Annotated in this window: 21 protein-coding genes; 3 read left to right on the top strand and 18 right to left on the bottom strand. The window is 60.4% G+C overall.

Annotated features, from left to right (window positions below; genetic code table 11):
* Positions 1-4: 4 nt before the first annotated feature.
* On the bottom strand, positions 5-1,648 hold the full coding sequence (locus ACP7EG_RS01740; RefSeq protein WP_426086173.1) for an HD domain-containing phosphohydrolase: 1,644 nt from the start codon (positions 1,646-1,648) through the stop codon (positions 5-7).
* A gap of 179 nt (positions 1,649-1,827) precedes the next feature.
* Between ACP7EG_RS01740 and ACP7EG_RS01735 the strand changes: the two genes are divergently transcribed.
* The gene (locus tag ACP7EG_RS01735; RefSeq protein WP_426086172.1) at positions 1,828-2,712 is read left to right on the top strand and encodes an MBL fold metallo-hydrolase; all 885 of its coding nucleotides are present in this window, start codon (positions 1,828-1,830) and stop codon (positions 2,710-2,712) included.
* A gap of 242 nt (positions 2,713-2,954) precedes the next feature.
* Positions 2,955-3,125: a hypothetical protein gene (locus ACP7EG_RS01730; protein WP_165829518.1), complete on the top strand. Its 171-nt coding sequence runs from the start codon at positions 2,955-2,957 to the stop codon at positions 3,123-3,125.
* A gap of 69 nt (positions 3,126-3,194) precedes the next feature.
* Here ACP7EG_RS01730 and ACP7EG_RS01725 read toward each other — a convergent pair whose 3' ends face one another.
* The 7 genes from ACP7EG_RS01725 to rpsF all read right to left on the bottom strand — a co-directional run bounded on the left by ACP7EG_RS01725 (position 3,195) and on the right by rpsF (position 7,997).
* A complete protein-coding gene (locus tag ACP7EG_RS01725; protein ID WP_096237195.1) occupies positions 3,195-4,205 on the bottom strand; it encodes an inorganic phosphate transporter in 1,011 nt (336 codons plus the stop codon).
* Between the two features lie 42 nt (positions 4,206-4,247).
* Positions 4,248-4,874, bottom strand: a complete 627-nt coding sequence (locus ACP7EG_RS01720; RefSeq protein ID WP_010400015.1) for a DUF47 domain-containing protein — start codon at positions 4,872-4,874, stop codon at positions 4,248-4,250.
* Between the two features lie 93 nt (positions 4,875-4,967).
* The gene (locus ACP7EG_RS01715; protein WP_071076107.1) at positions 4,968-6,353 is read right to left on the bottom strand and encodes a replicative DNA helicase; all 1,386 of its coding nucleotides are present in this window, start codon (positions 6,351-6,353) and stop codon (positions 4,968-4,970) included.
* Between the two features lie 135 nt (positions 6,354-6,488).
* Positions 6,489-6,944, bottom strand: a complete 456-nt coding sequence (gene rplI / locus ACP7EG_RS01710) for a 50S ribosomal protein L9 (protein ID WP_034783456.1) — start codon at positions 6,942-6,944, stop codon at positions 6,489-6,491.
* A 27-nt stretch (positions 6,945-6,971) separates the two neighbouring features.
* Entirely contained in the window at positions 6,972-7,262 is a 291-nt protein-coding gene (gene rpsR, locus ACP7EG_RS01705) for a 30S ribosomal protein S18 (RefSeq protein WP_010400024.1), read from the bottom strand.
* Positions 7,263-7,287: 25 nt separating this feature from the next.
* Positions 7,288-7,587, bottom strand: a complete 300-nt coding sequence (priB, locus tag ACP7EG_RS01700) for a primosomal replication protein N (RefSeq protein WP_034783455.1) — start codon at positions 7,585-7,587, stop codon at positions 7,288-7,290.
* Positions 7,588-7,607: 20 nt separating this feature from the next.
* The gene (gene rpsF / locus ACP7EG_RS01695) at positions 7,608-7,997 is read right to left on the bottom strand and encodes a 30S ribosomal protein S6 (RefSeq protein ID WP_034750499.1); all 390 of its coding nucleotides are present in this window, start codon (positions 7,995-7,997) and stop codon (positions 7,608-7,610) included.
* 276 nt (positions 7,998-8,273) lie between these two features.
* Here rpsF and lexA point away from each other — a divergent pair, with 276 nt between their 5' ends.
* A complete protein-coding gene (gene lexA / locus ACP7EG_RS01690) occupies positions 8,274-8,909 on the top strand; it encodes a transcriptional repressor LexA (protein WP_071076106.1) in 636 nt (211 codons plus the stop codon).
* Positions 8,910-8,988: 79 nt separating this feature from the next.
* On the opposite strand, the gene ACP7EG_RS01685 is transcribed toward lexA, so the two are convergent.
* The 10 genes from ACP7EG_RS01685 to truA form a co-directional block, all read right to left on the bottom strand.
* Positions 8,989-10,230: a cystathionine gamma-synthase family protein gene (locus ACP7EG_RS01685; RefSeq protein ID WP_426086171.1), complete on the bottom strand. Its 1,242-nt coding sequence runs from the start codon at positions 10,228-10,230 to the stop codon at positions 8,989-8,991.
* Between the two features lie 108 nt (positions 10,231-10,338).
* Positions 10,339-11,862 carry an amidophosphoribosyltransferase gene (gene purF, locus ACP7EG_RS01680; RefSeq protein ID WP_071076105.1) on the bottom strand — a complete coding sequence of 508 codons (1,524 nt, stop codon included), beginning with the start codon at positions 11,860-11,862 and terminating at the stop codon, positions 10,339-10,341.
* A gap of 38 nt (positions 11,863-11,900) precedes the next feature.
* Complete coding sequence (locus ACP7EG_RS01675) at positions 11,901-12,389, bottom strand: CvpA family protein (protein ID WP_426086170.1); 489 nt, start codon at positions 12,387-12,389, stop codon at positions 11,901-11,903.
* A gap of 20 nt (positions 12,390-12,409) precedes the next feature.
* The gene (locus ACP7EG_RS01670; RefSeq protein ID WP_426086169.1) at positions 12,410-13,408 is read right to left on the bottom strand and encodes an SPOR domain-containing protein; all 999 of its coding nucleotides are present in this window, start codon (positions 13,406-13,408) and stop codon (positions 12,410-12,412) included.
* A gap of 24 nt (positions 13,409-13,432) precedes the next feature.
* Positions 13,433-14,731 (bottom strand): bifunctional tetrahydrofolate synthase/dihydrofolate synthase, encoded by a 1,299-nt coding sequence (gene folC, locus ACP7EG_RS01665; RefSeq protein ID WP_426086167.1) that lies wholly within the window; start codon positions 14,729-14,731, stop codon positions 13,433-13,435.
* 108 nt (positions 14,732-14,839) lie between these two features.
* Positions 14,840-15,712, bottom strand: a complete 873-nt coding sequence (gene accD / locus ACP7EG_RS01660; RefSeq protein WP_010400390.1) for an acetyl-CoA carboxylase, carboxyltransferase subunit beta — start codon at positions 15,710-15,712, stop codon at positions 14,840-14,842.
* Between the two features lie 197 nt (positions 15,713-15,909).
* A complete protein-coding gene (gene trpA / locus ACP7EG_RS01655) occupies positions 15,910-16,707 on the bottom strand; it encodes a tryptophan synthase subunit alpha (RefSeq protein ID WP_289945065.1) in 798 nt (265 codons plus the stop codon).
* A gap of 86 nt (positions 16,708-16,793) precedes the next feature.
* Complete coding sequence (gene trpB, locus ACP7EG_RS01650) at positions 16,794-18,056, bottom strand: tryptophan synthase subunit beta (protein ID WP_426086166.1); 1,263 nt, start codon at positions 18,054-18,056, stop codon at positions 16,794-16,796.
* On the bottom strand, positions 18,049-18,732 hold the full coding sequence (locus ACP7EG_RS01645) for a phosphoribosylanthranilate isomerase (protein WP_426086165.1): 684 nt from the start codon (positions 18,730-18,732) through the stop codon (positions 18,049-18,051). Before ACP7EG_RS01645 ends, trpB begins: the two co-directional genes overlap by 8 nt.
* 21 nt (positions 18,733-18,753) lie before the next feature.
* Positions 18,754-19,557: a tRNA pseudouridine(38-40) synthase TruA gene (gene truA / locus ACP7EG_RS01640; protein WP_426086164.1), complete on the bottom strand. Its 804-nt coding sequence runs from the start codon at positions 19,555-19,557 to the stop codon at positions 18,754-18,756.
* Positions 19,558-19,620 lie beyond the last annotated feature (63 nt).

Here is a 19,620-nt window from a genome sequence, read left to right as displayed (position 1 = left end):
CGCATCAGGGCACGTAACCGGGAATGGCCGCCTCGTCGACGGTGTCGATCTGTTCGGGATGCATGTGCTGCCGGGCAAACGCCAGGTACACCTTGCTGCGAATAAAGACATCGAACAGGTCGGGATCGATATGGCCGTTCAGGCTGAAGTGGCCCAGGATGCGCAGCGATTCGGACAGCGACTTGCCCTTTTTATAGGGACGGTCGCGCGCCGTCAGCGCCTCGAAAATATCGGCGATCGCCATCAGCCGCGCCGGCACCGACATCTGCTCGCGCGTCAGCCCGCGCGGATAACCCTTGCCGTCCATGCGTTCATGGTGGCCGCCCGCGTATTCCGGCACCTTTTGCAAATGCTTGGGCCACGGCAATGCTTCGAGCATGCGGATCGACACCGAAATATGGTTGTTGATGATCTTGCGCTCGGCATCGGTCAGGGTGCCGAAACGGATCGTCAGATTCTCCAGCTCATTGGCGTCAAGGAAATCGCGCTCGACACCGTCGGGGCCGGTCCAGCGCCGCGCCGCGATCGTGCGCACCCGTTCCTGGTCGGCCGGCGACATGCCTTCGCCGCCGATATTGGCATGGCGTAAAAAGTCGCGCTCTTCGCGCAGCATAATTTGCTGCTGGTGCAATGCTTGCGCAATCTGCTGCTGGCGTTCGGGAGCCGCCAGTTGTTCTTTTAATGCGGTAATTTCCACGTCGCGCAGCAGTACTTCGAAGCGCGTGTCGAGCAGGTGGATGCGGTCATGGATGGTTTCCAGCTTGGTGGCCTTGTCGACCACGTGCACCGGGGTGGTGATCTTGCCGCAATCGTGCAAGAGGCCAGCCAGCCACAGCTGCTTGCGTTCGTTCTCGCTCAGCTGGAAAGCGGCCATCGGCCCCGTATCGACCGCATGCACGGCGTCGGCCAGCATCATGGTCAGTTGCGGCACGAACTGGCAATGGCGGCCCGTGTAAGGCGACTTTTCATCGATGCCGATATTGATCAGGTTGACCAAGGACTCGAGCAACTGTTCCAGCTGGCGCAGCAGCAATTGATTGGTCAGCGCCACCGCCGCCTGCGCCGCCAGCGCCTCGATAAAGCGCTGGTCGGTAGCGGAAAACGCCTGCACCACGCCGGTCGCGCGATCCTGGGCATTGATCAATTGCAGCACGCCGATCAGCTCACCTTCATGATCGCTCATCGGCACCGTCAGGAAGGACGTGGAACGGTAGCCATAATGGCCGTCAAAGGCGCGCATGCCCGAGAAATTGAATTCGCCCGACTGGTACACATCGTCGATATTGACCGACACGCGGCGATGCGCGGCATACGCCGCCACCGATGCCAGGTTGGGCGCGCCGTCTTCCAGCCACAGCGCCACGCCCGGCACGCCGACCGCTACGCCGGCGCTGGCGCCCTGGCGCAGCCCCAGGCTGTCGTTGATACTGATATGAAATTCCAGGCTGCGCCCATCGGCGCTGGGACGGTACAAGGTGCCGCCGTCGGCGCCCGTCATGTCCTTGGCGACCAGCACGATGCGTTCGAGCAGGAGCGTGATATCGCCGCCGTGCAGCATGCCTGCCGCCGCGCCACGGCCCAGTTCGACGCTCAGTTCAGTCAGCTGGTCGAGCCGCTGGGCGATTTGCTCGGGGTGCAGCTGGAGCATGATGGAGGACTGGGAAAGTGGCAACAACCGCAAGTGTACCGTTGCCAGCTGCCGGCTGTACATTACAAAAAGGCAACAACTGGAAATAGATTTCCGAAACGCAACAACTATTAAAAATGCCGTTTCTTGCCCGACAATTAGAATAGAATCAACAATCGTTACACTATAACAAGGCAGTGATGAAATTCACCTTCAGGGGCGTGCGCGGTTCGATCCCCTCGCCTGGCCCGCACACGGTGCGCTACGGCGGCAACACGACCTGCATCGAAGTACGCACGGCCAGCGACGCCCTGCTGGTACTCGATGGCGGCAGCGGCATCTTTGCCCTGGCCGGCGCACTGCCGCCAGGACCCGCCACGGCCCACATCCTGATCACCCACAGCCACTGGGACCATATCCACGGCCTGCCCATGTTCGCCCCGCTGTTCATCCGCGGCAGCCGCGTGCGCCTGTATGGCGCGGCGGACGCGGCCGGCAATGGCATCGAACACGTGATGGCTGCGCAGCTGCAGAACAATTATTTTCCCGTCAGCGAAGCGGCCATGGCGGCCGAGATCGACTACCGCACCCTGGCCGTCGGCGAGCGCGCGGACGTGGCCGACGCCGTGGTGACGAATGCCAGAATGAACCACCCGGTGATCAACCTCGGCTACCGCATCGAGTCCGGCGGCGCCTCGCTGTTTTTCAGCGGCGACCATGAACCGTTCGACAATCCGCATGCCAGCGGCTCGCCCGCGTATTCCGCCTGCCAGGCCATGATCGCGCAGCGCCAGGCCGCCATCGACCAGACCATTGCTGGCGTCGACGCGCTGATCATGGACTGCTCGTACACGCGCGACGAATACGAAGCCAAGCGCGGCTGGGGCCACGGCACCTTCGACGGCGCGTTTGAACTGGCCCTGCGCTGTGGCGCCAAACGGCTGTATTGCACCCACCATGAACCGGGCCGCAGCGACGATCAATTGGAAGCGGTTTTTGCCGACGTGATGGCGCGCTTTGCCGGGCGGCTGGGGGCGTTACAGGTGTTCCTGGCGGCCGAGGGCATGACCGTAGAGCTGGGCTAAGAGCCTATCCCAGTAGGGAGCGTCTTCTGCTGGCAGTTCATCAGGAGTGCGGACAAGGCGTGAGGAGGACGCGTGGCGAGCCACGCGACGACGATCAACGCAGTCCCCGCTTCTGAGGGGCGCCAGCAGGGGATGTATTCATCTACTGGGACAGGCTCTAAGGCCTGTGTATGTTGGGTAGCGAACGGTGAAGCCGGCGCAAGCGCAGCATGATGACTGCTTGTTTATTCAAGGAGAGTGCCATGACCCAGCAAAGCGAAAAAGCGCGCGAACAGCAGCAGCGCGAAGATCAGCAAGCCCAGCATGAAGCGAACAAGAGCCGCCAGCAGGCCGAGCAGGACAAGGGCGCGATCCGCCAGAATGACGGCCTGAAACCGCACCAGGGTGGCGACAAGGGTCCGCGCGGCCAGTAATTCTCGACCACCTGACAGATAAAAAAAGGGAGCCTGGACGGCTCCCTTTTCAATCGCGACGGTACATCATCACATGATGTGGTGGCCAATCCACCAGGCGACTGCGGCGACAAACGCCGACGCGGGAATCGTGAAGATCCAGGCCCAGACGATGTTGCCCGCGACACCCCAGCGCACGGCCGACATTTTTTGTGCCGAGCCGACGCCGACGATGGCGCCCGTGATGGTGTGCGTGGTCGACACGGGAATGCCCAGCGCCGTCGAGACGAACAGGGTGATGGCGCCGCCCGTTTCGGCGCAGAAGCCGCCGACGGGTTTCAACTTGGTGATCTTCTGGCCCATGGTCTTGACGATGCGCCAGCCGCCGAACAGCGTACCGAAGCTGATGGCCGTGTAGCACGAGATGATGACCCACAGCGGCGGCATCTCGTCGGCCACGTTCGAGTAGCCGGCGGCGATCAGCAGCATCCAGATGATGCCGATGGTCTTTTGCGCATCATTGCCGCCGTGGCCCAGGCTGTAGGCGGCTGCCGATACCAGTTGCAAACGGCGGAACCATTTATCGACCTTGCGCGGCGTCGAGCGCACGAAGATCCAGGACACCAGCAGCATCATGATCGAGCCGAACACGAAGCCCAGCACGGGTGCGATGACGATGAAGGCCACGGTTTTCCACAGGCCGGCCGCGACCAGCGCGCCCGTGCCCGACTTGGCGACAGCGGCGCCCACCAGGCCGCCGATCAGGGCGTGCGAAGACGACGATGGAATGCCGTAGTACCAGGTAAACAAATTCCAGAAGATGGCGCCCATCAGCGCGCCGAAGATCACGTACTGGTCGATCACTGTCGGGTCAATGGTTCCTTTTCCCACCGTGGCGGCCACGGTCAGCTGGTGGAACACGAAAATGGCGACGAAGTTGAACGTGGCGGCCATGGCAACCGCGGTCTGCGGTTTCAATACGCCCGTCGAGACCACCGTGGCGATCGCGTTGGCGGCATCGTGGAAGCCGTTCATGAAGTCAAACAGCAGCGCGAGGGCGATCAACAGGCCTAGCACGTAGATGCTGATTTGTATGGTCATTGTAGTTTCTTTTCTGATTCTGGTTCAGGACAGGCCCAACGCTTACGCGTTTTCGACGATGATGCCTTCGATAATATTGGACACATCTTCGCAACGGTCGGTCACGGTTTCCAGAATTTCGTAGATCGCTTTCAGCTTGATCAGGTTACGCACGTCCGGTTCGTCGCGGAACAGTTTGGACATGGCGGCGCGCATCACATGGTCGGCGTCCGATTCCAGGCGGTCGATTTCTTCGCAGATGGCGACGATCTTGCGCGAGTTGTCCATGTTGTGCAGCATGGCGACGGCGTCGCGCACTTTTTCGGTACAGGCCAGCACCAGTTCGGCCAGGCGTTTGGCTTCCGGCGTGACGGCTTTCAGGTCGTACAGCGAGACGGTTTGCGCCGCATCTTCCAGCAGGTCGAGGATGTCGTCCTGGCGCGTGATCAGCTGATGGATGTCGTCGCGGTCGATCGGCGTGATGAAGGTCTTGTGCAGCATTTCCACGGTGGCGTAGGTGACTTTGTCCGCCTGTTTCTCGATGCTTTCGATCGCATGCACGCGGTTTTCCAGGTCGTCGAAATTGGTCATCAGGCCGAGCATTTCTTTAGCGCCCTTGACGCACAATTCAGCGTGCTGGTTAAACAATTCAAAAAACTTGCCCTCAGTGGGCATCAAGCGTCCAAACATGTCATTCTCCGTTAAGCATTGAGTCGTGTTATTTACTACAGAAAGCCGCCCCGTATGAGGGGGCGGCCAATGGAATATCAGTGCTGCTGAGTCTTAGTCGCCTTGGTAAAGCGCCAGGCCACCACTGTAATTGCCAAATTTGGTGTACTGCCCCATGAAGGTGAGGCGGATGCTGCCGATCGGACCGTTACGTTGTTTACCGATGATGATTTCGGCCGTTCCCTTGTCTGGCGAGTCGGGGTTATACACCTCGTCACGGTAAATGAACAGGATCACGTCGGCATCCTGCTCAATAGCGCCCGATTCGCGCAAGTCCGACATCACGGGACGCTTGTTCGGGCGCTGCTCCAGCGAGCGGTTCAGCTGCGACAACGCGATCACGGGACAACCGAGTTCTTTCGCCAGGCCTTTCAAGCCCCGTGAAATCTCGGAAATCTCCGTGGCGCGATTGTCGCCCGGACTATTGGCCGACATCAGTTGCAAGTAATCGACGATGATCAGGCCCAGCTTGCCGCATTGACGCGACAAACGGCGCGAGCGGGCCCGCAATTCGATCGAATTCAAGGCCGGCGTTTCATCGATGTACAACTGGGCGTCGTTCATCTTTTGAATCGCATTCGTCAGGCGTGGCCAGTCTTCGTCGTTCAGGCGGCCCGTGCGCAGGCGGTGCTGGTCGAGCTGGCCGACGGAACCGAGCATACGCATGGCCAGCTGGGCGCCGCCCATCTCCATCGAAAACACGGCCACGGGCAAGCCGCTGTCGATGGCCACGTTTTCGCCGATGTTGACGGAAAACGCCGTCTTGCCCATCGAAGGACGGCCCGCCACGATCACCAGGTCGCCCGGCTGCAGACCGGAGGTCATGCGGTCAAGGTCGATGAAACCGGTGGGCACGCCCGTGATTTCACTCTGGTTGTCGCGGCTGTACAGCTCGTCGATACGCTCGACCACCTGCGTCAGCAGGGGCTGGATGGCGGTCCAGCCCTGGGCACCGCGCGCGCCTTCTTCGGCGATGGCGAAAATCTTCGATTCGGCCTCGTCAAGCATCTGCTTGACTTCCTTGCCTTGCGGGCTGAAGGCCGTGCCGGAGATATCGTCGGCGACGGTGATAAGTTTGCGCAGCACGCCGCGGTCGCGCACGATCTCGGCATAACGCCGGATGTTCGCGGCCGATGGCGTATTTTGCGCCATGGCGTTCAGGTAAGCGAGTCCGCCCACATCATCGGCCTTGCCGAGCTGGGTCAGGGTTTCAAAAACAGTAATGACATCGGCTGGCCTGGAGCCGTTAATCATCTTGACGATTTGCTCGAAGATGATGCGATGGTCATAGCGATAGAAATCCTCCGCATGCATGAAGTCGGCGATGCGGTCATACGCTGCATTGTCGCGCAACAGACCACCGATAACGGATTGTTCTGCTTCGATCGAATGCGGCGGAATACGGAGGGAATCCAGTTGCGGATCAGAGGGGGCGTTCATGGCGCGAATTATACCCGCTTCGGCGTGCTGGCAAAAATAAAGGGCTGAAATTGAGCGAAAAAAAGGCCACAAAAAAGCCGGGCGAACCCGGCTTTTCATAGTGCGGCAATGCTTGCGGGCCAGGCCCGCAGACAATTACGCGTTCGCGTCTGGTACGACAGCGATAACAACTTCCACGACCACGTCGGTGTGCAGAGCAACCGAAACGTTGTGCTCGCCAACGATCTTCAGCGGGCCGGTAGGCATGCGGATTTGTGCTTTTTCAACAGCAAAACCTTGCTTGGTCAGCGCTTCAGCGATGTCGAAGTTGGTGACGGAACCGAACAGACGGCCATCAACACCAGCTTTTTGAGCAACTTGAACGGTCAGGCCGCTCAGTTTTTCGCCCTGGGCTTGCGATGCGGCCAGTTTGGCGGCAGCAGCTTTTTCCAGTTCGGCGCGCTTGACTTCGAATTCAGCCACAGCGGTTGCCGTGGCACGACGTGCCAGGCGTTGCGGGATCAGGAAGTTACGTGCGTAACCGTCTTTGACTTTGACGACTTCGCCGAGGTTACCGACGTTAACAACTTTTTCTAACAGAATGATTTGCATAGTTCTTCTCCAGGAATATCTGACCGATTAAGCGTGGTGCAGATCGGTGTATGGCAGCAGCGCGAGGAAGCGAGCGCGCTTGATTGCGGTGTCGACTTGGCGCTGATAGTGCGCTTTGGTACCGGTCAGGCGTGCTGGCATGATCTTGCCGTTTTCTTGGACGAAGTCTTTCAGCGTGTCGACGTCTTTGTAGTCGACTTGCTCAACGTGAGCTGCGGTGAAGCGGCAGAACTTCTTGCGTTTGAACAACGGGTTTTGCTGTTTGCGTTTTTCTTTAAGCTTGAGCTTATTTTTGTCGAACTTTTTACCGAATGCCATGTCAGGCTCCTGTATCTAAAATGCGCTAGTCAGAATTGACTGCACTAAAATCAATGATGTGAAACACCAAACTCTTGCTGTTGCGGCTCTTCCTGGCCAGGAAACCCGTGAACTGATACACCCCGCCCAAGCTTGCCTGGCTGAACCGGCCTGAAATTTCGCCAGCGGCTAGCGCGGCAACATCAAACTCGGTCAAACGGGCAATCCCTGCTTCCATCTGCTGCGAACTGTGTTGCAATACTGCATTCACAATCGGCAGCCCTGCCGGGGTATAGCGCAATATTTCGCGCTCGGCAATGATGGCGGTAACTTGTAGCTGGTTCAGCGCACGATCCTGGTCAGAAATTAAGCTGCTGCTGCGGCAGGAGCGGCTGCTGGTGCTTCGGTGCGGTGGCTTTTGGCCGCGTCTTCGCGTTGTACCGATTTCATCATCGGCGAAGGAGCTGTTTCAGCTTTCTTCATTTTAACGGTCAGGTGACGCAACACGGCATCATTGAATTTGAATGCTGTTTCCAACTCGACCAGGGTCTCGTTGTCGCATTCGATGTTCAGGCAGATGTAGTGTGCTTTAGGCAGCTTTTGGATCGAGTAAGCCATTTGACGGCGGCCCCAATCTTCCACGCGGTGAACCGAACCGCCGCGGGTGGTTACGCTGGCTTTGTAGCGTTCGATCATCGCGGGCACTTGCTCGCTTTGGTCCGGATGGACGATAAAGACTATTTCATAATGACGCATGCAAACTCCTTCAGGTCGGATTGATAATCGCCCACCCCGGCGTCAAGACGGGTGTGGGAAGGTCAGCCGAAGATTATAACCGCCTTTTGCAAACGTTTCAATCATTCCTTCAACAAGCGGCCCGCGCACGGGGCAGGCCAGGCGTTTTTTCCTGCCCATTCCGGTATTTCGCACGAAATTCGCGCAAATAACCGAAATCCCCTTGCATAGTGGGCGATACTGTACAAAAATACAGACTGTTCATATAGACAGCATTTTAGTATGCACCCACCGCTCATGATCAAGCTGACAGCACGACAAGAACAAATCCTGAACCTGATCAAGGACGCGATTGAAAACACGGGTTTTCCTCCCACCCGTGCCGAAATCGCCAATGAACTGGGTTTCAAATCGGCCAATGCGGCCGAAGAGCATTTGCAAGCCCTGGCCCGCAAGGGCGCGATCGAGATTTCGCCCGGTACCTCGCGCGGCATCCGCCTGATCGGTGCGGCGGCCGAAGCGCCGGCATCGAAAGTGCCGGCAGCACTGCTGATGTCGCTGCCCCTGATCGGCCGGGTGGCGGCAGGCTCGCCCATCCTGGCACAGGAAAACCTGGAAGCGAGCTACAACGTGGACCCGGCCCTGTTCTCGGCCAAGCCCGACTTCCTGCTGAAGGTGCGCGGCTGGTCCATGCGCGACGCCGGCATCATGGATGGCGACTTATTGGCCGTCAAGAAGGTCGACAGCGCCAAGAACGGCCAGATCGTCGTGGCCCGCATCGGCGACGAAGTCACCGTCAAACGCTACAAGAAGACAGGTTCCGTCATCGAACTGCTGCCGGAAAACCCCGACTTCAAGGTCATTACCGTGTCGCCGGAAGATGAGTTTGCACTGGAAGGTTTAGCGGTAGGCTTGATGCGCAGCTGGCATTAAGTTGCATGCCGGGGTCAGACCCGCCGGGTCTGACCCCAGTTTTTAGTTGCGGTTCCCTCTCATGCGTGACACGCAAGTTTCAATGCTCAAGCGCGCTGCGGAAGTCTTCAAGCAGGTCCGCTTCATCCTCAATACCCACCGACACGCGGATCAAGGACTCGGCAATGCCCATGCTGGCACGGCGCTCGGCACCCATCTCGTAAAAGATCGTGTGGGCGACGGGAATGACCAGGGTACGCGTGTCACCGAGGTTGCTCGCTGGAATGGCCAGATTCAGGCGATTCAGGAAATCGAAGCAATCGATGCCATCTTTTAATTCAAAGCTGAATAGCGAGCCATAGCTGCGGAACAAGTCCGTCGCCAGCGCGTGCTGCGGGTGCGACGCCAAGCCCGGGTAATGCACTGCCGCCACGCGCGGGTCGGCGGCCAGCATGCTGGCCAGCGCCAGGGCATTGGAACAGGTGCGGTCCATGCGCAAGGCCATGGTTTCCGCGCCCACGGCGATATGGTGCGCCGCTTCCGGGCCCAGCGATGCGCCGAAGTCACGCAAGGCCTTGGCGCGGATTTGCGCGATGCCCCACTGGGCTGGCGCCGCCTTTTTATAATTGTCGAAAATGTTCGGGTACTGCGTCCAGTCGAACACGCCCGTGTCCGTCAAGCTGCCGCCCAGCGCATTGCCGTGGCCGCCGATGGATTTCGTCAGCGCATTGACCACCAGGCCCGCACCCACCACTTTCGGGCGGAACAGGTAAGGCGTCGTCATGGTGTTGTCGACGATGTACAAAATGCCGCGTTCCTTGCACAAGGCGCCGATCTTTGCCAGGTCGGCGATCTGCGTGCGCGGATTGGCGATGGTTTCCACGAACACGATGCGCGTGGCCGGCGTGATGGCGGCCGCCACATTGGCCACCTCGGTGGCGTCGACGAAGGAGACGGCGATGCCCTGCCCCGTTACCGTTTGCCACAGGCTGTTGGTGTTGCCAAACAAAAAGGCCGACGACACCACATGGTCGCCCGCGCGCAGCAACGACTGCACCACGGCGCCGATGGCGCCCATGCCGGTCGCGAAACATAAGGTGGCCACGCCATCTTCCATCTTGTTGACCTTGTCTTCCAGCGCGGACACCGTCGGATTACCCTGGCGGCCGTAGCGGAAACCGGGCTCCTTGCCCTGAAACACGGAAGCGAGCTGGCGTGCGTCGCTGTAGCCGAAGGCGACGGAGGTGTGCACAGGCTTGTGCAGTGAGCCATGCTCGATACCCTTGCGGCGGTCGTTATGCAGGATGGTGGTGGTAAAGCCGTAGGTTTTTTTGGTGGTCATGGTGGAAGTTCCGGAGTTCGATTTGCCGCTTAACCCAAGGCAAGTGCTGGGGTCAGACCCGACGGGTCTGACCCCGAAAAAAAGCCCGGCATCGGCCGGGCAGGTTACTTATGCTTCTGTCGTCGCCAGGTTCAGGTTCAGCTGGGAACGTGGCGTATCTTCCGGCGCTGCCGCCTTCGGATGGTGGCGCGCATATTCCAGGCGGTCCAGATACTCCTGCGACACGTCGCCCGTCACGTACACGCCATCGAAGCACGAGGCCTCGAAGTTCGTCAGTGCCGGGTTGACGTCGGCAATCGCCTGCTTCAACGCGCCGATATCCTGGTACACCAGATAATCGGCCGTGATTTCGCGGCACACTTCTTCCGTCGTGCGGCCATAGGCGATCAGCTCATCGCGCGTCGGCATGTCGATGCCGTACACGTTCGGGTAAATCACCGGTGGCGCGGCCGAGGCGAAGATGACCTTCGTCGCGCCCGCTTCGCGTGCCATCTGCACGATTTCACGGCTGGTGGTGCCGCGCACGATGGAATCGTCGACCAGCAACACCACTTTATCCTTGAATTCGGATGGGATCGCGTTGAGCTTCTGGCGCACGGATTTCTTGCGCGCCGCCTGGCCCGGCATGATGAAGGTACGGCCGATGTAGCGGTTCTTGATGAAGCCTTCGCGGTATTCCAGGTTCAGCGCCAGCGCCAGCTGGATGGCGGCAGGACGCGAGGAATCGGGAATCGGCATGACCACGTCGATATGCACGTCCGGCAATTCGGCACGGATCTTTTCAGCCAGGTATTCACCCATCTTCAGGCGCGTGGCGTACACCGAGGCGCCGTCGATGACGGAGTCGGGACGGGCCAGGTAGACGAATTCGAAGACGCACGGATTCAGGCTGGCATTGTCGGCGCACTGGGCGCTGTGCAATTTCTTGTCGGCATCGATGAAGACAGCTTCGCCGGGACCGATGTCGCGCACGAAGCGGAAGCCCATGCCTTCCAGGGCCACGGATTCGGAGGCGATCAGGTATTCGGGGCCTTGCTCCGTTTCATTGATGCCCAGGCACAGCGGACGGATGCCGTGCGGGTCGCGGAAGGCCAGCAAGCCCACGCCGGCGATTTGCGCCACGGCGGCGTAGCCACCCTTGACGCGGCGGTTCAGCACGGTGATGGCCTTGAAGATGGCTTCCGGGTCCAGGTTCAGGCCCGTCGTCGCTTCCTGGATTTCATGCGCCAGCACATTGAGCAGCACTTCCGAATCGGAATCGGTATTGATGTGGCGGCGGTCATTTTTGAACATTTCCTGTTTCAACTGTTCCCAGTTGGTCAGGTTGCCATTGTGCGCCAGGGTGATGCCGAACGGCGCATTCACATAAAACGGTTGTGCTTCCTCTTCGCTCGACGAACCGGCCGTCGGGTAGCGGCAATGGCCGATGCCCGTCGTGCCTTGCAGCGAACGCATGTTGCGCGTACGAAAGACGTCACGCACGAGGCCATTGGCTTTGTGCATGGAAAACATACTGCTGTGATTGGTCGCAATCCCTGCCGCGTCCTGACCGCGATGTTGCAAGAGCAACAATGCATCATAGAGCAATTGATTGACAGGTTGATGGGAAACGACGCCGACGATGCCACACATGGTGTGCTCCTAAACTGTGCTACTGATTTTAAAAAAATTCAAAATTTCACATGCTGCGCGTAAACGGCAGGCAGATAAGGCTTGATGGCACGCGCGCCCTGCTCCGCGAACGGGCTGAGCAGCGCATTTTTCCAGAATGGCTGCTGCGGTATGGAAGTCATGCCGCACAAGATGACGGTGGTCAGCACGATCACCAGGCCGCGCGCCACGCCGAACAGGCTGCCCAGGGTGCGGTCGGCCAGGCTCAGGCCCGTCACTTTGACCAGTGCGTCGACCGTCATGGACAGCAATCCCATCAAAATGCGCACGCCGATGAACAGCACCACGAAGGCCAGCAACAGGCGGACGGCTTCGCCCGGCACGGCTTCCGGCAGGAATTTCGCCAGGGTGGCGCCATACGCGTTGGCGATGACGAACGCCACGATCCAGCTGACCAATGACAGTATTTCCTTGACCAGGCCACGCATCATGCTGATCAGCACGGACGTCACCAGCACGAACAGCACCAGGTAATCGAAGATCGTCACGTCCGTTCAGCCTTGCAACATCACGCCGGTACCAGACTGCCGCCCAGGCCCAGCTTCTGCAGCTTGGCGCGGGTCTTTTCAGCGTCCTCGCGGCTGCCGAACGGGCCCACGCGCACGCGGATGCGCTCGCCCGATGGGCTGGAGACTTTCTGCGTATAGGACTTGATGCCCGCTTCGCGCAGCTTGTCCTGCAATTCATCGACCTTGTCCTGCGTCGCCAGGGCCGCCACCTGCACCACGAACTTGCCGCTGCCGGCGTCGTGTGCCTTGTCTTGTGCTTTCTCTTGCGGCTTGTCCAGCGCCTTGCCTTCCAGAATCGCCATAGCGCGCGCGGCATCGTCGGCCGATTGCGCCGGCTTGGCAGGCTTCGGTTCAGGCTTGGCTTCCGGTTTTACCTCATGCTTGGGTTCCGGCTTCGATTCCACCTTGACCTCGTGCTTCGGTTCCGGCTTGGCTTCATGTTTCGGCTCAGGCTTCGGCTCCACCTTGACCGGCTTGGGCTCGGGTTTCGGTTCCACATAGGCCGGCTTGGCAGGCGCCGGCTGGACGGCGGCCAGCACGGGCGCCGGTACCGCTGCTGGTGCCGGCGTGGGCCTGGCCGCTGGCGGCAGCGGTGCGTCGATGATTTCCTCGGACTGGTCCAGGCCATTCTGCGCAGCCGCCTGAGCGGGCGCGGCCGGCACGGGTGCCGGTGCAGGCGCGGCAGCCTTTTCTTTCGAGGGAATGTCGATGGCGATATCGTTGAATGGCGCTTTCGGCTCGGAATCGAGCAGCATCGGCAAGCCGACAGCCACACCCAGGGCCAGGGCGATGGCCCCGACCAGGCGGCGGCGGGCGCGCTTTTTCTCAGGCAAGACCGGGTCCGGCGCTTCCTTGCCGCCACGGCGCGATCCGCCACCACCGGAGGTGTTGGCGGCGCGTTTGCGGGTCGGCGACTGTGCTTCGCCAGGGACATAAAAGCCGCTGTCTTCGCCAGAGGATTCTTGCTTGTTTTTAAACAGTTTCGAGAACAAGCCCATGCGTGATTTTCAGTCGAGTGCGTTTCAGTGAAGTGAGGATTTTCGGGCCTTCATCACGCCGGCGACGGTGAGGAAAGAACCAAAGACCACAATTCTATCATTCTCACCGGCCCGGCTCATTGCATTTGCAAAAGCTTGTGCCGGATCATCGAAAATAGACACAGTATGCTCGCTGCTGTCGGGCTTATCTTCGAGCATGATCTGCACCTTGGCCGCCAGTTCGGAAGCCGTGGCCGCGCGCGGCGAAGGCAAGCCCGCCAGGCACCAGTGGTCGACGTGTTCGCTCATCGCGGCCAGCACGCCATCGATATCCTTGTCGTGCATGGAACCGAACACGGCATAGGTGTATGGGTGAAACCCCATGTTGCCCAGGTTCTGGTTCAACGCCGCGGCCGCATGCGGGTTGTGCGCCACGTCGAGGATCACGCTGGGGCGGCCAGGCAAGACCTGGAAGCGGCCCGGCAATTCCACCGTCACCAGGCCCGTGCGCACTTCCTGCGCGCCCACGGGCAGTTTCAGCCTCAGCACTTCCAGCGCGGCCAGCACGGCCGTCGCATTCAGGATCTGGTTGGCGCCGCGCAAGCTCGGGTAGGCCAGCGAATTGCGGCGCTGCTCGCGCCCGCCATAGTTCCACTGCTGCTTGTCGCCCGAATAATTGAAATCACGGCCCATCAGCCACAGGTCGGCGCCGATGGCGGTCGCATGGTCGATCAGCGACTGCGGCGGCACGGGGTCGCTGCAGATGGCCGCCTTGCCCGCACGGAAGATGCCGGCTTTTTCAAAGCCGATCGCTTCACGCGTGTCGCCCAGGTAATCCGTATGGTCGATGTCGACGCTGGTGACGATGGCCACATCGGCGTCGATCACATTGACGGCATCGAGACGCCCGCCCAGACCCACTTCCAGGATGGCCACGTCCAAGTTGGCTTGCGACAGCAAATGCAGGATGGCCAGGGTGGTGAATTCGAAATACGTGAGCGGCGTGTCGCCGCGCACGGCTTCGACGGCATTGAAGCTGGCAACGAGCTGTTCGTCGCTGGCCATCTCGCCCAGCACGCGCGCGCGCTCGTTGAAATCGAGGAAATGCGGCTTGATGTACAGCCCCACTTTGTAGCCGGCACGCAACAGCACGGATTCCAGCATGGCGCAGGTGGACCCTTTGCCATTCGTGCCCGCCACCATGATCACGGGGCAAGTAAACGCCAGTTGCATGCGCGCCTTGACGGCTTGCACGCGGTCCAGGCCCATGTTGATCTGCGTTTCCGAATGGCGGGTTTCCAGCATGGCGAGCCAGTCTGGCAATGACGTAGGGAGGTTTTGCATGGGAGACTTCTTGAAGGATGCGATGCGCAAGGCGCAGAAGAGATATAACGAGGCAGGACGATGTAGGTCGGGTTAGGCCAAAGGCCGTAACCCGACGCCAGCGGCAAATTAAGCCAGCACTTCCACAGCCTGGTTCTGCAACAAGGCCAGCAAGCGGGCGATTTCTTCGCGCATCTTGCGGCGGTCGACGATCATGTCGACGGCGCCCTTGGTGACGAGGAACTCGGCGCGCTGGAAACCTTCCGGCAGTTTTTCGCGCACGGTGTTTTCAATCACACGCGGGCCGGCAAAGCCGATCAGCGCTTTCGGTTCGGCGATCACCACGTCGCCCATGAAGGCGAACGAGGCGGACACGCCGCCCATGGTCGGGTCGGTCAGCACGCTGATGAATGGCAATTTCTTTTCCGACAGCTTGGTCAGCATGGCCGTGGTTTTCGCCATCTGCATCAAGGAGAGCAAGCCTTCCTGCATGCGCGCGCCACCGGTGGCGGTGATGCAAATGAACGGCACTTTCTGTTCCAGCGCGATTTGCGCGCCGCGCACGAAGCGCTCGCCGACCACGGAGCCCATGGAGCCGCCCATGAATTCAAATTCGAAGCACGCCACGACGACTGGCAAGCTCATGATGGCGCCGCCCATGACGACCATCGCATCCGTCTCGCCCGTCGCTTCCATGGCGGACTTCAGGCGGTCCGGGTATTTCTTGCTGTCCTTGAACTTCAAGGTATCGACGGGCAGGATTTCCTGGCCAATTTCATAGCGACCACCCGCGTCGAGCAGGCTGTCGAGGCGCTCGCGCGCGCGGATGCGCATGTGATGGTCGCATTTCGGGCACACGTGCAAATTCGATTCCAGGTCCGTACGGTACAGCACGGCTTCGCACGACGGGCACTTGACCCACAGGCCTTCCGGCATGGTCTTGCGTGCGGCAGCATCAGAACGCTGGATGCGCGGTGGCAGCAGTTTTTCCAACCAACTCATATTTTCTCCTTGGGCCCTTGTAGGGGTAGCGTCGGTGGACGCCCCCGGCAGACGGTAAACGGCGACGCCCCGCAGGGCGCCACCAAAAATTTTATCTATTGCACAATAACAGGCAAATCAGTGGCCGAAGTGTAGCCGTTTATCGCCGGGCTGTCGAACTTTGCCGTCAACGCATCTTGCGTAAACGGCAAGCTTGCTCAGGCATCCAGGGCGGCGCGGATGCCTGCCGTAAAGCTGCGCACGGCGTCCACAGCGCCCCCTTCCGGCGCATTTTCTATCTCCTGGATGATGCGGCTGCCGATCACGACGGCATCGGCCACCTTGGCCACGGCCTTGGCCGTGGCCCCATCGCGGATGCCGAAGCCCACGCCGATAGGTAATTTTACATGCTGGCGGATGGCCGCGAGACGTTCCGCCACCTGTTCCGTATCAATGTTACCCGCACCCGTGACACCCTTGAGCGACACATAATAGCTGAAGCCGCCGCCAACCTTGGCCACTTGCGCGATGCGCTCTTCGGTCGAGGTGGGCGCCAGCAGGAAGATCAGGTCGAGGCCCGCTTCGCGCATGGCGGCCCCAAACTCCTCGCACTCTTCCGGCGGATAGTCGACAACGATGGCGCCATCGGCGCCGGCCGCTTGCGCTGCCGCAATAAAAGCGGCGCTGCCGATGCGCTCGATGGGATTGGCATAGCCCATCAGCACCACGGGAGTCGTCTGGTTCGTTACACGGAACTGGCGCACATAGCCGAACACATCGTGGATGCCGACATTGAATTTCAAGGCCCGTTCGCAGGCGCGCTGGATGACGGGACCTTCGGCCATGGGGTCGGAAAACGGCACACCCAGCTCCAGTATATCGGCGCCGCCCTCGACGAGCGCGTGCATCAGCGGCACGGTGGCGTCAGGGCCGGGGTCGCCAGCGGTGATGAAGGTGACCAGGCCGGTCTTGTTGTTGGATTTTAAATTAGCAAAGGTGGTGGCGATACGGGACATGGGGAGCTTTCTTTATCGGTGGGGGATGTCGGATTACGCGCTTGCGCGCTAATCCGACCTACGCGTTATTGAGAATTGACAGTTATTTAACTGAAATTCAATCCCATGCGCTCCGCCACGGTATGCATGTCCTTGTCGCCACGGCCCGACAGGTTGGCCAGCACGATCTGGTCTTTCGGCAAGGTGGCCGCCAGCTTGGCCGCGTAGGCCAGCGCGTGCGACGATTCCAGCGCCGGGATGATGCCTTCGATATGGCAGCAGTCGTGGAACGCTTGCAGCGCCTCGTCATCCGTGATGGACACGTATTGCGCGCGACCCAAGTCTTTCAACCACGCATGTTCCGGACCCACGCCGGGATAGTCCAGGCCGGCCGAGACGGAATGCGTCTCGATGATCTGACCGTTTTCATCCTGCAGCAGATAGGTGCGGTTGCCATGCAGCACGCCCGGGAAACCGGCCGCCAGCGAGGCCGAGTGCTTGCCCGTATTCAATCCTTCGCCAGCCGCTTCCACGCCGATCAGTTTCACATCCTTCTGGTCGATATACGGGTAAAAGATGCCCATGGCGTTCGAGCCGCCGCCGATGCAGGCGACCACATAGTCGGGCTGGCGGCCCGTCATTTCCGGCATCTGCACCAGGCATTCCTCGCCGATCACGGACTGGAAGTCGCGCACCATCATCGGGTAAGGATGGGGTCCGGCCACGGTGCCGATGATATAAAAGGTGTTTTCGATGTTGGTGACCCAGTCGCGCATGGCTTCGTTCAGCGCATCTTTCAAGGTCTTGGAGCCGGATTCGACCGGTACGACGGTGGCGCCCAGCAATTTCATGCGGTACACGTTCTGCGCCTGGCGCTTGACGTCTTCGCTGCCCATGTAGACCACGCATTCGAGGCCGAAGCGGGCACAGATGGTGGCCGTGGCCACGCCATGCTGGCCCGCGCCCGTCTCGGCAATGATGCGCGGCTTGCCCATGCGTTTGGCCAGCAAGGCCTGGCCGATCACGTTGTTGATCTTGTGCGCGCCCGTGTGGTTCAAGTCTTCTCGCTTGAAATAGATTTGCGCGCCACCGGCCATCTCGGACCAGCGCTTGGCGTGGTAGATGGGCGATGGACGGCCGACGAAGTGCTTGAGCTCATAGCGGAATTCTTCGAGGAATTCCGGGTCGACGCTGTAGCGGGCATAGGCATCTTTCAGCTCGGCCAGCGCGTGCGTGAGGGTTTCGGCAACAAACGCGCCGCCATACGGGCCGAAGTGGCCGCGCAGGTCAGGGAATGGGTAATCGGTGGCGTGGAACAATGCGGCGGCTGCGCCGGGCGCGGCGCTGTGGTCATTCGTGCGGTCATTCATGGTGGTTTCCTCTGGCAATGATGGCATCGGCATCCTGCACCGCGGCGATAAACGCGCGGACTCGGGATGCGTCCTTGATGCCCTTGGACGCTTCGACACCACTGCTGATGTCGACGGCGTAAGGGCGCACGCGCACCACTGCGTCAGTCGCGTTTTGTACGCTCAAGCCACCACTTAAAACGACCCGAGGCGCGAGTTCTTCTGGAATGAGGGACCAATCAAATACCTTTCCTGCACCGCCGTAGGCATCCACATAGGTATCGAGCAAGAGGCTCGAGAACAAGGGACTGGCGGCGCGATAGCGCTGTTCGTATTCTAGCAAATCTTCACGGGAGGTGTCAGGTTTGACGCGGAACACTTGCGTAAACGGCGTATTGACGGCGCCGGCCAGCGCAGCGCTGTATTCCGGCGTCTCGTCGCCATGAAATTGCAGCAGAGATAACGGCGCCACGGCCCTGGTGGCCCGCACCTCTTCCACGGTGGCGTTGACGAACAGGCCCACCGTCGTCACGTAGGGCGGCATGGCGGCGATCAGGGCCGCCGCCTGCTCGGGCGTCACATAGCGGGGGCTTTTCGGATAAAACACGAAGCCGATGGCGTCGGCGCCCGCCGCCACGACAGCCTGGATGTCGTCAACGCGGGTCAGGCCGCAGATCTTGATGCGTGTGCGTGGCATGTTATTCCTTAAGGTAAACCGTCAGAACCAGGGCAAGGCGCTGCTGCTGTCTTGCGGCAACTCCCACTTGGGATCGTAATCGATCTGCGCCAGGTACAAGCCGTCCGGCATGAAGGTGGGCGCGGCCGCATGGCGGTCTTTACTTTCCAGCAAATGTCCCAGCCAGTCCGGCTTTTCGCGCCCCGTGCCGATGTAGACGAGCGAGCCGACCAGGTTGCGCACCATGTGGTGTAAAAAGGCATTGGCCGTAATGGTAAAGATGACGCAATCGCCACGCCGCTCGATGCGGATATCGTGCATCAGCTTGACGGGTGACTTGGCCTGGCATTGCGCGGCGCGGAAGGCCGTGAAGTCGTGCCAGCCCAACAGCGGCTGCACGGCCTGGCGCATCAGTTCCACGTCCAGCGGACGGAAAAAGAAGCCGGCGCGCCCTTCCACCAGCGGCGAGCGGGTGGCGTTGTTGTACAACACATAATGATAGGTACGCGCGCGCGCGCTGAAGCGGGCGTGGAAGAAATCGTTGACGGTGGGGTCGCCTTCGAGCTCCTTGGCCCAGCGCACGGCGATGGATTTCGGCAGGAAGGCGTTGACGCCGCGCACCCACGAGTGCACGTCGCGGGTCAGTTCCGTATCGAAATGCACCACTTGCTCAAGCGCATGCACGCCCGTGTCCGTGCGGCCGGCGCAGGTGGTGGCCAGGCGCACGCGGGCAAACTGCTCCAGCGCGTTTTCCAGCTGGTCCTGCACCGTCTGCCCATCTTCCTGTTTCTGGTATCCATGCCAGGCCGTGCCGTCATACTGCAGGCCGAGGACGATACGCTTCAATGGCGTTGCTGTCGTAATATTTTGCATCGAAGCATTATACCGGCGCGGCAGCCTGCCGCGCCG

Source organism: Janthinobacterium sp. PSPC1-1, assembly GCF_049897625.1.
GTDB lineage: Bacteria > Pseudomonadota > Gammaproteobacteria > Burkholderiales > Burkholderiaceae_D > Janthinobacterium > Janthinobacterium tructae.
Note: the sequence above shows the minus strand (reverse complement) of the source record. Positions and strands in the feature narration are given on the sequence as shown.

Bases quoted from the DNA above. Each gene is read 5' to 3' on its own strand.
- ACP7EG_RS01740 (WP_426086173.1), bottom strand. From the start codon at position 1,648: ATGCTCCAGCTGCACCCCGAGCAAATCGCCCAGCGGCTCGACCAGCTG.
- ACP7EG_RS01735 (WP_426086172.1), top strand. From the start codon at position 1,828: ATGAAATTCACCTTCAGGGGCGTGCGCGGTTCGATCCCCTCGCCTGGC.
- ACP7EG_RS01730 (WP_165829518.1), top strand. From the start codon at position 2,955: ATGACCCAGCAAAGCGAAAAAGCGCGCGAACAGCAGCAGCGCGAAGAT.
- ACP7EG_RS01725 (WP_096237195.1), bottom strand. From the start codon at position 4,205: ATGACCATACAAATCAGCATCTACGTGCTAGGCCTGTTGATCGCCCTC.
- ACP7EG_RS01720 (WP_010400015.1), bottom strand. From the start codon at position 4,874: ATGTTTGGACGCTTGATGCCCACTGAGGGCAAGTTTTTTGAATTGTTT.
- ACP7EG_RS01715 (WP_071076107.1), bottom strand. From the start codon at position 6,353: ATGAACGCCCCCTCTGATCCGCAACTGGATTCCCTCCGTATTCCGCCG.
- rplI (WP_034783456.1), bottom strand. From the start codon at position 6,944: ATGCAAATCATTCTGTTAGAAAAAGTTGTTAACGTCGGTAACCTCGGC.
- rpsR (WP_010400024.1), bottom strand. From the start codon at position 7,262: ATGGCATTCGGTAAAAAGTTCGACAAAAATAAGCTCAAGCTTAAAGAA.
- rpsF (WP_034750499.1), bottom strand. From the start codon at position 7,997: ATGCGTCATTATGAAATAGTCTTTATCGTCCATCCGGACCAAAGCGAG.
- lexA (WP_071076106.1), top strand. From the start codon at position 8,274: ATGATCAAGCTGACAGCACGACAAGAACAAATCCTGAACCTGATCAAG.
- ACP7EG_RS01685 (WP_426086171.1), bottom strand. From the start codon at position 10,230: ATGACCACCAAAAAAACCTACGGCTTTACCACCACCATCCTGCATAAC.
- purF (WP_071076105.1), bottom strand. From the start codon at position 11,862: ATGTGTGGCATCGTCGGCGTCGTTTCCCATCAACCTGTCAATCAATTG.
- ACP7EG_RS01670 (WP_426086169.1), bottom strand. From the start codon at position 13,408: ATGGGCTTGTTCTCGAAACTGTTTAAAAACAAGCAAGAATCCTCTGGC.
- folC (WP_426086167.1), bottom strand. From the start codon at position 14,731: ATGCAAAACCTCCCTACGTCATTGCCAGACTGGCTCGCCATGCTGGAA.
- accD (WP_010400390.1), bottom strand. From the start codon at position 15,712: ATGAGTTGGTTGGAAAAACTGCTGCCACCGCGCATCCAGCGTTCTGAT.
- trpA (WP_289945065.1), bottom strand. From the start codon at position 16,707: ATGTCCCGTATCGCCACCACCTTTGCTAATTTAAAATCCAACAACAAG.
- trpB (WP_426086166.1), bottom strand. From the start codon at position 18,056: ATGAATGACCGCACGAATGACCACAGCGCCGCGCCCGGCGCAGCCGCC.
- ACP7EG_RS01645 (WP_426086165.1), bottom strand. From the start codon at position 18,732: ATGCCACGCACACGCATCAAGATCTGCGGCCTGACCCGCGTTGACGAC.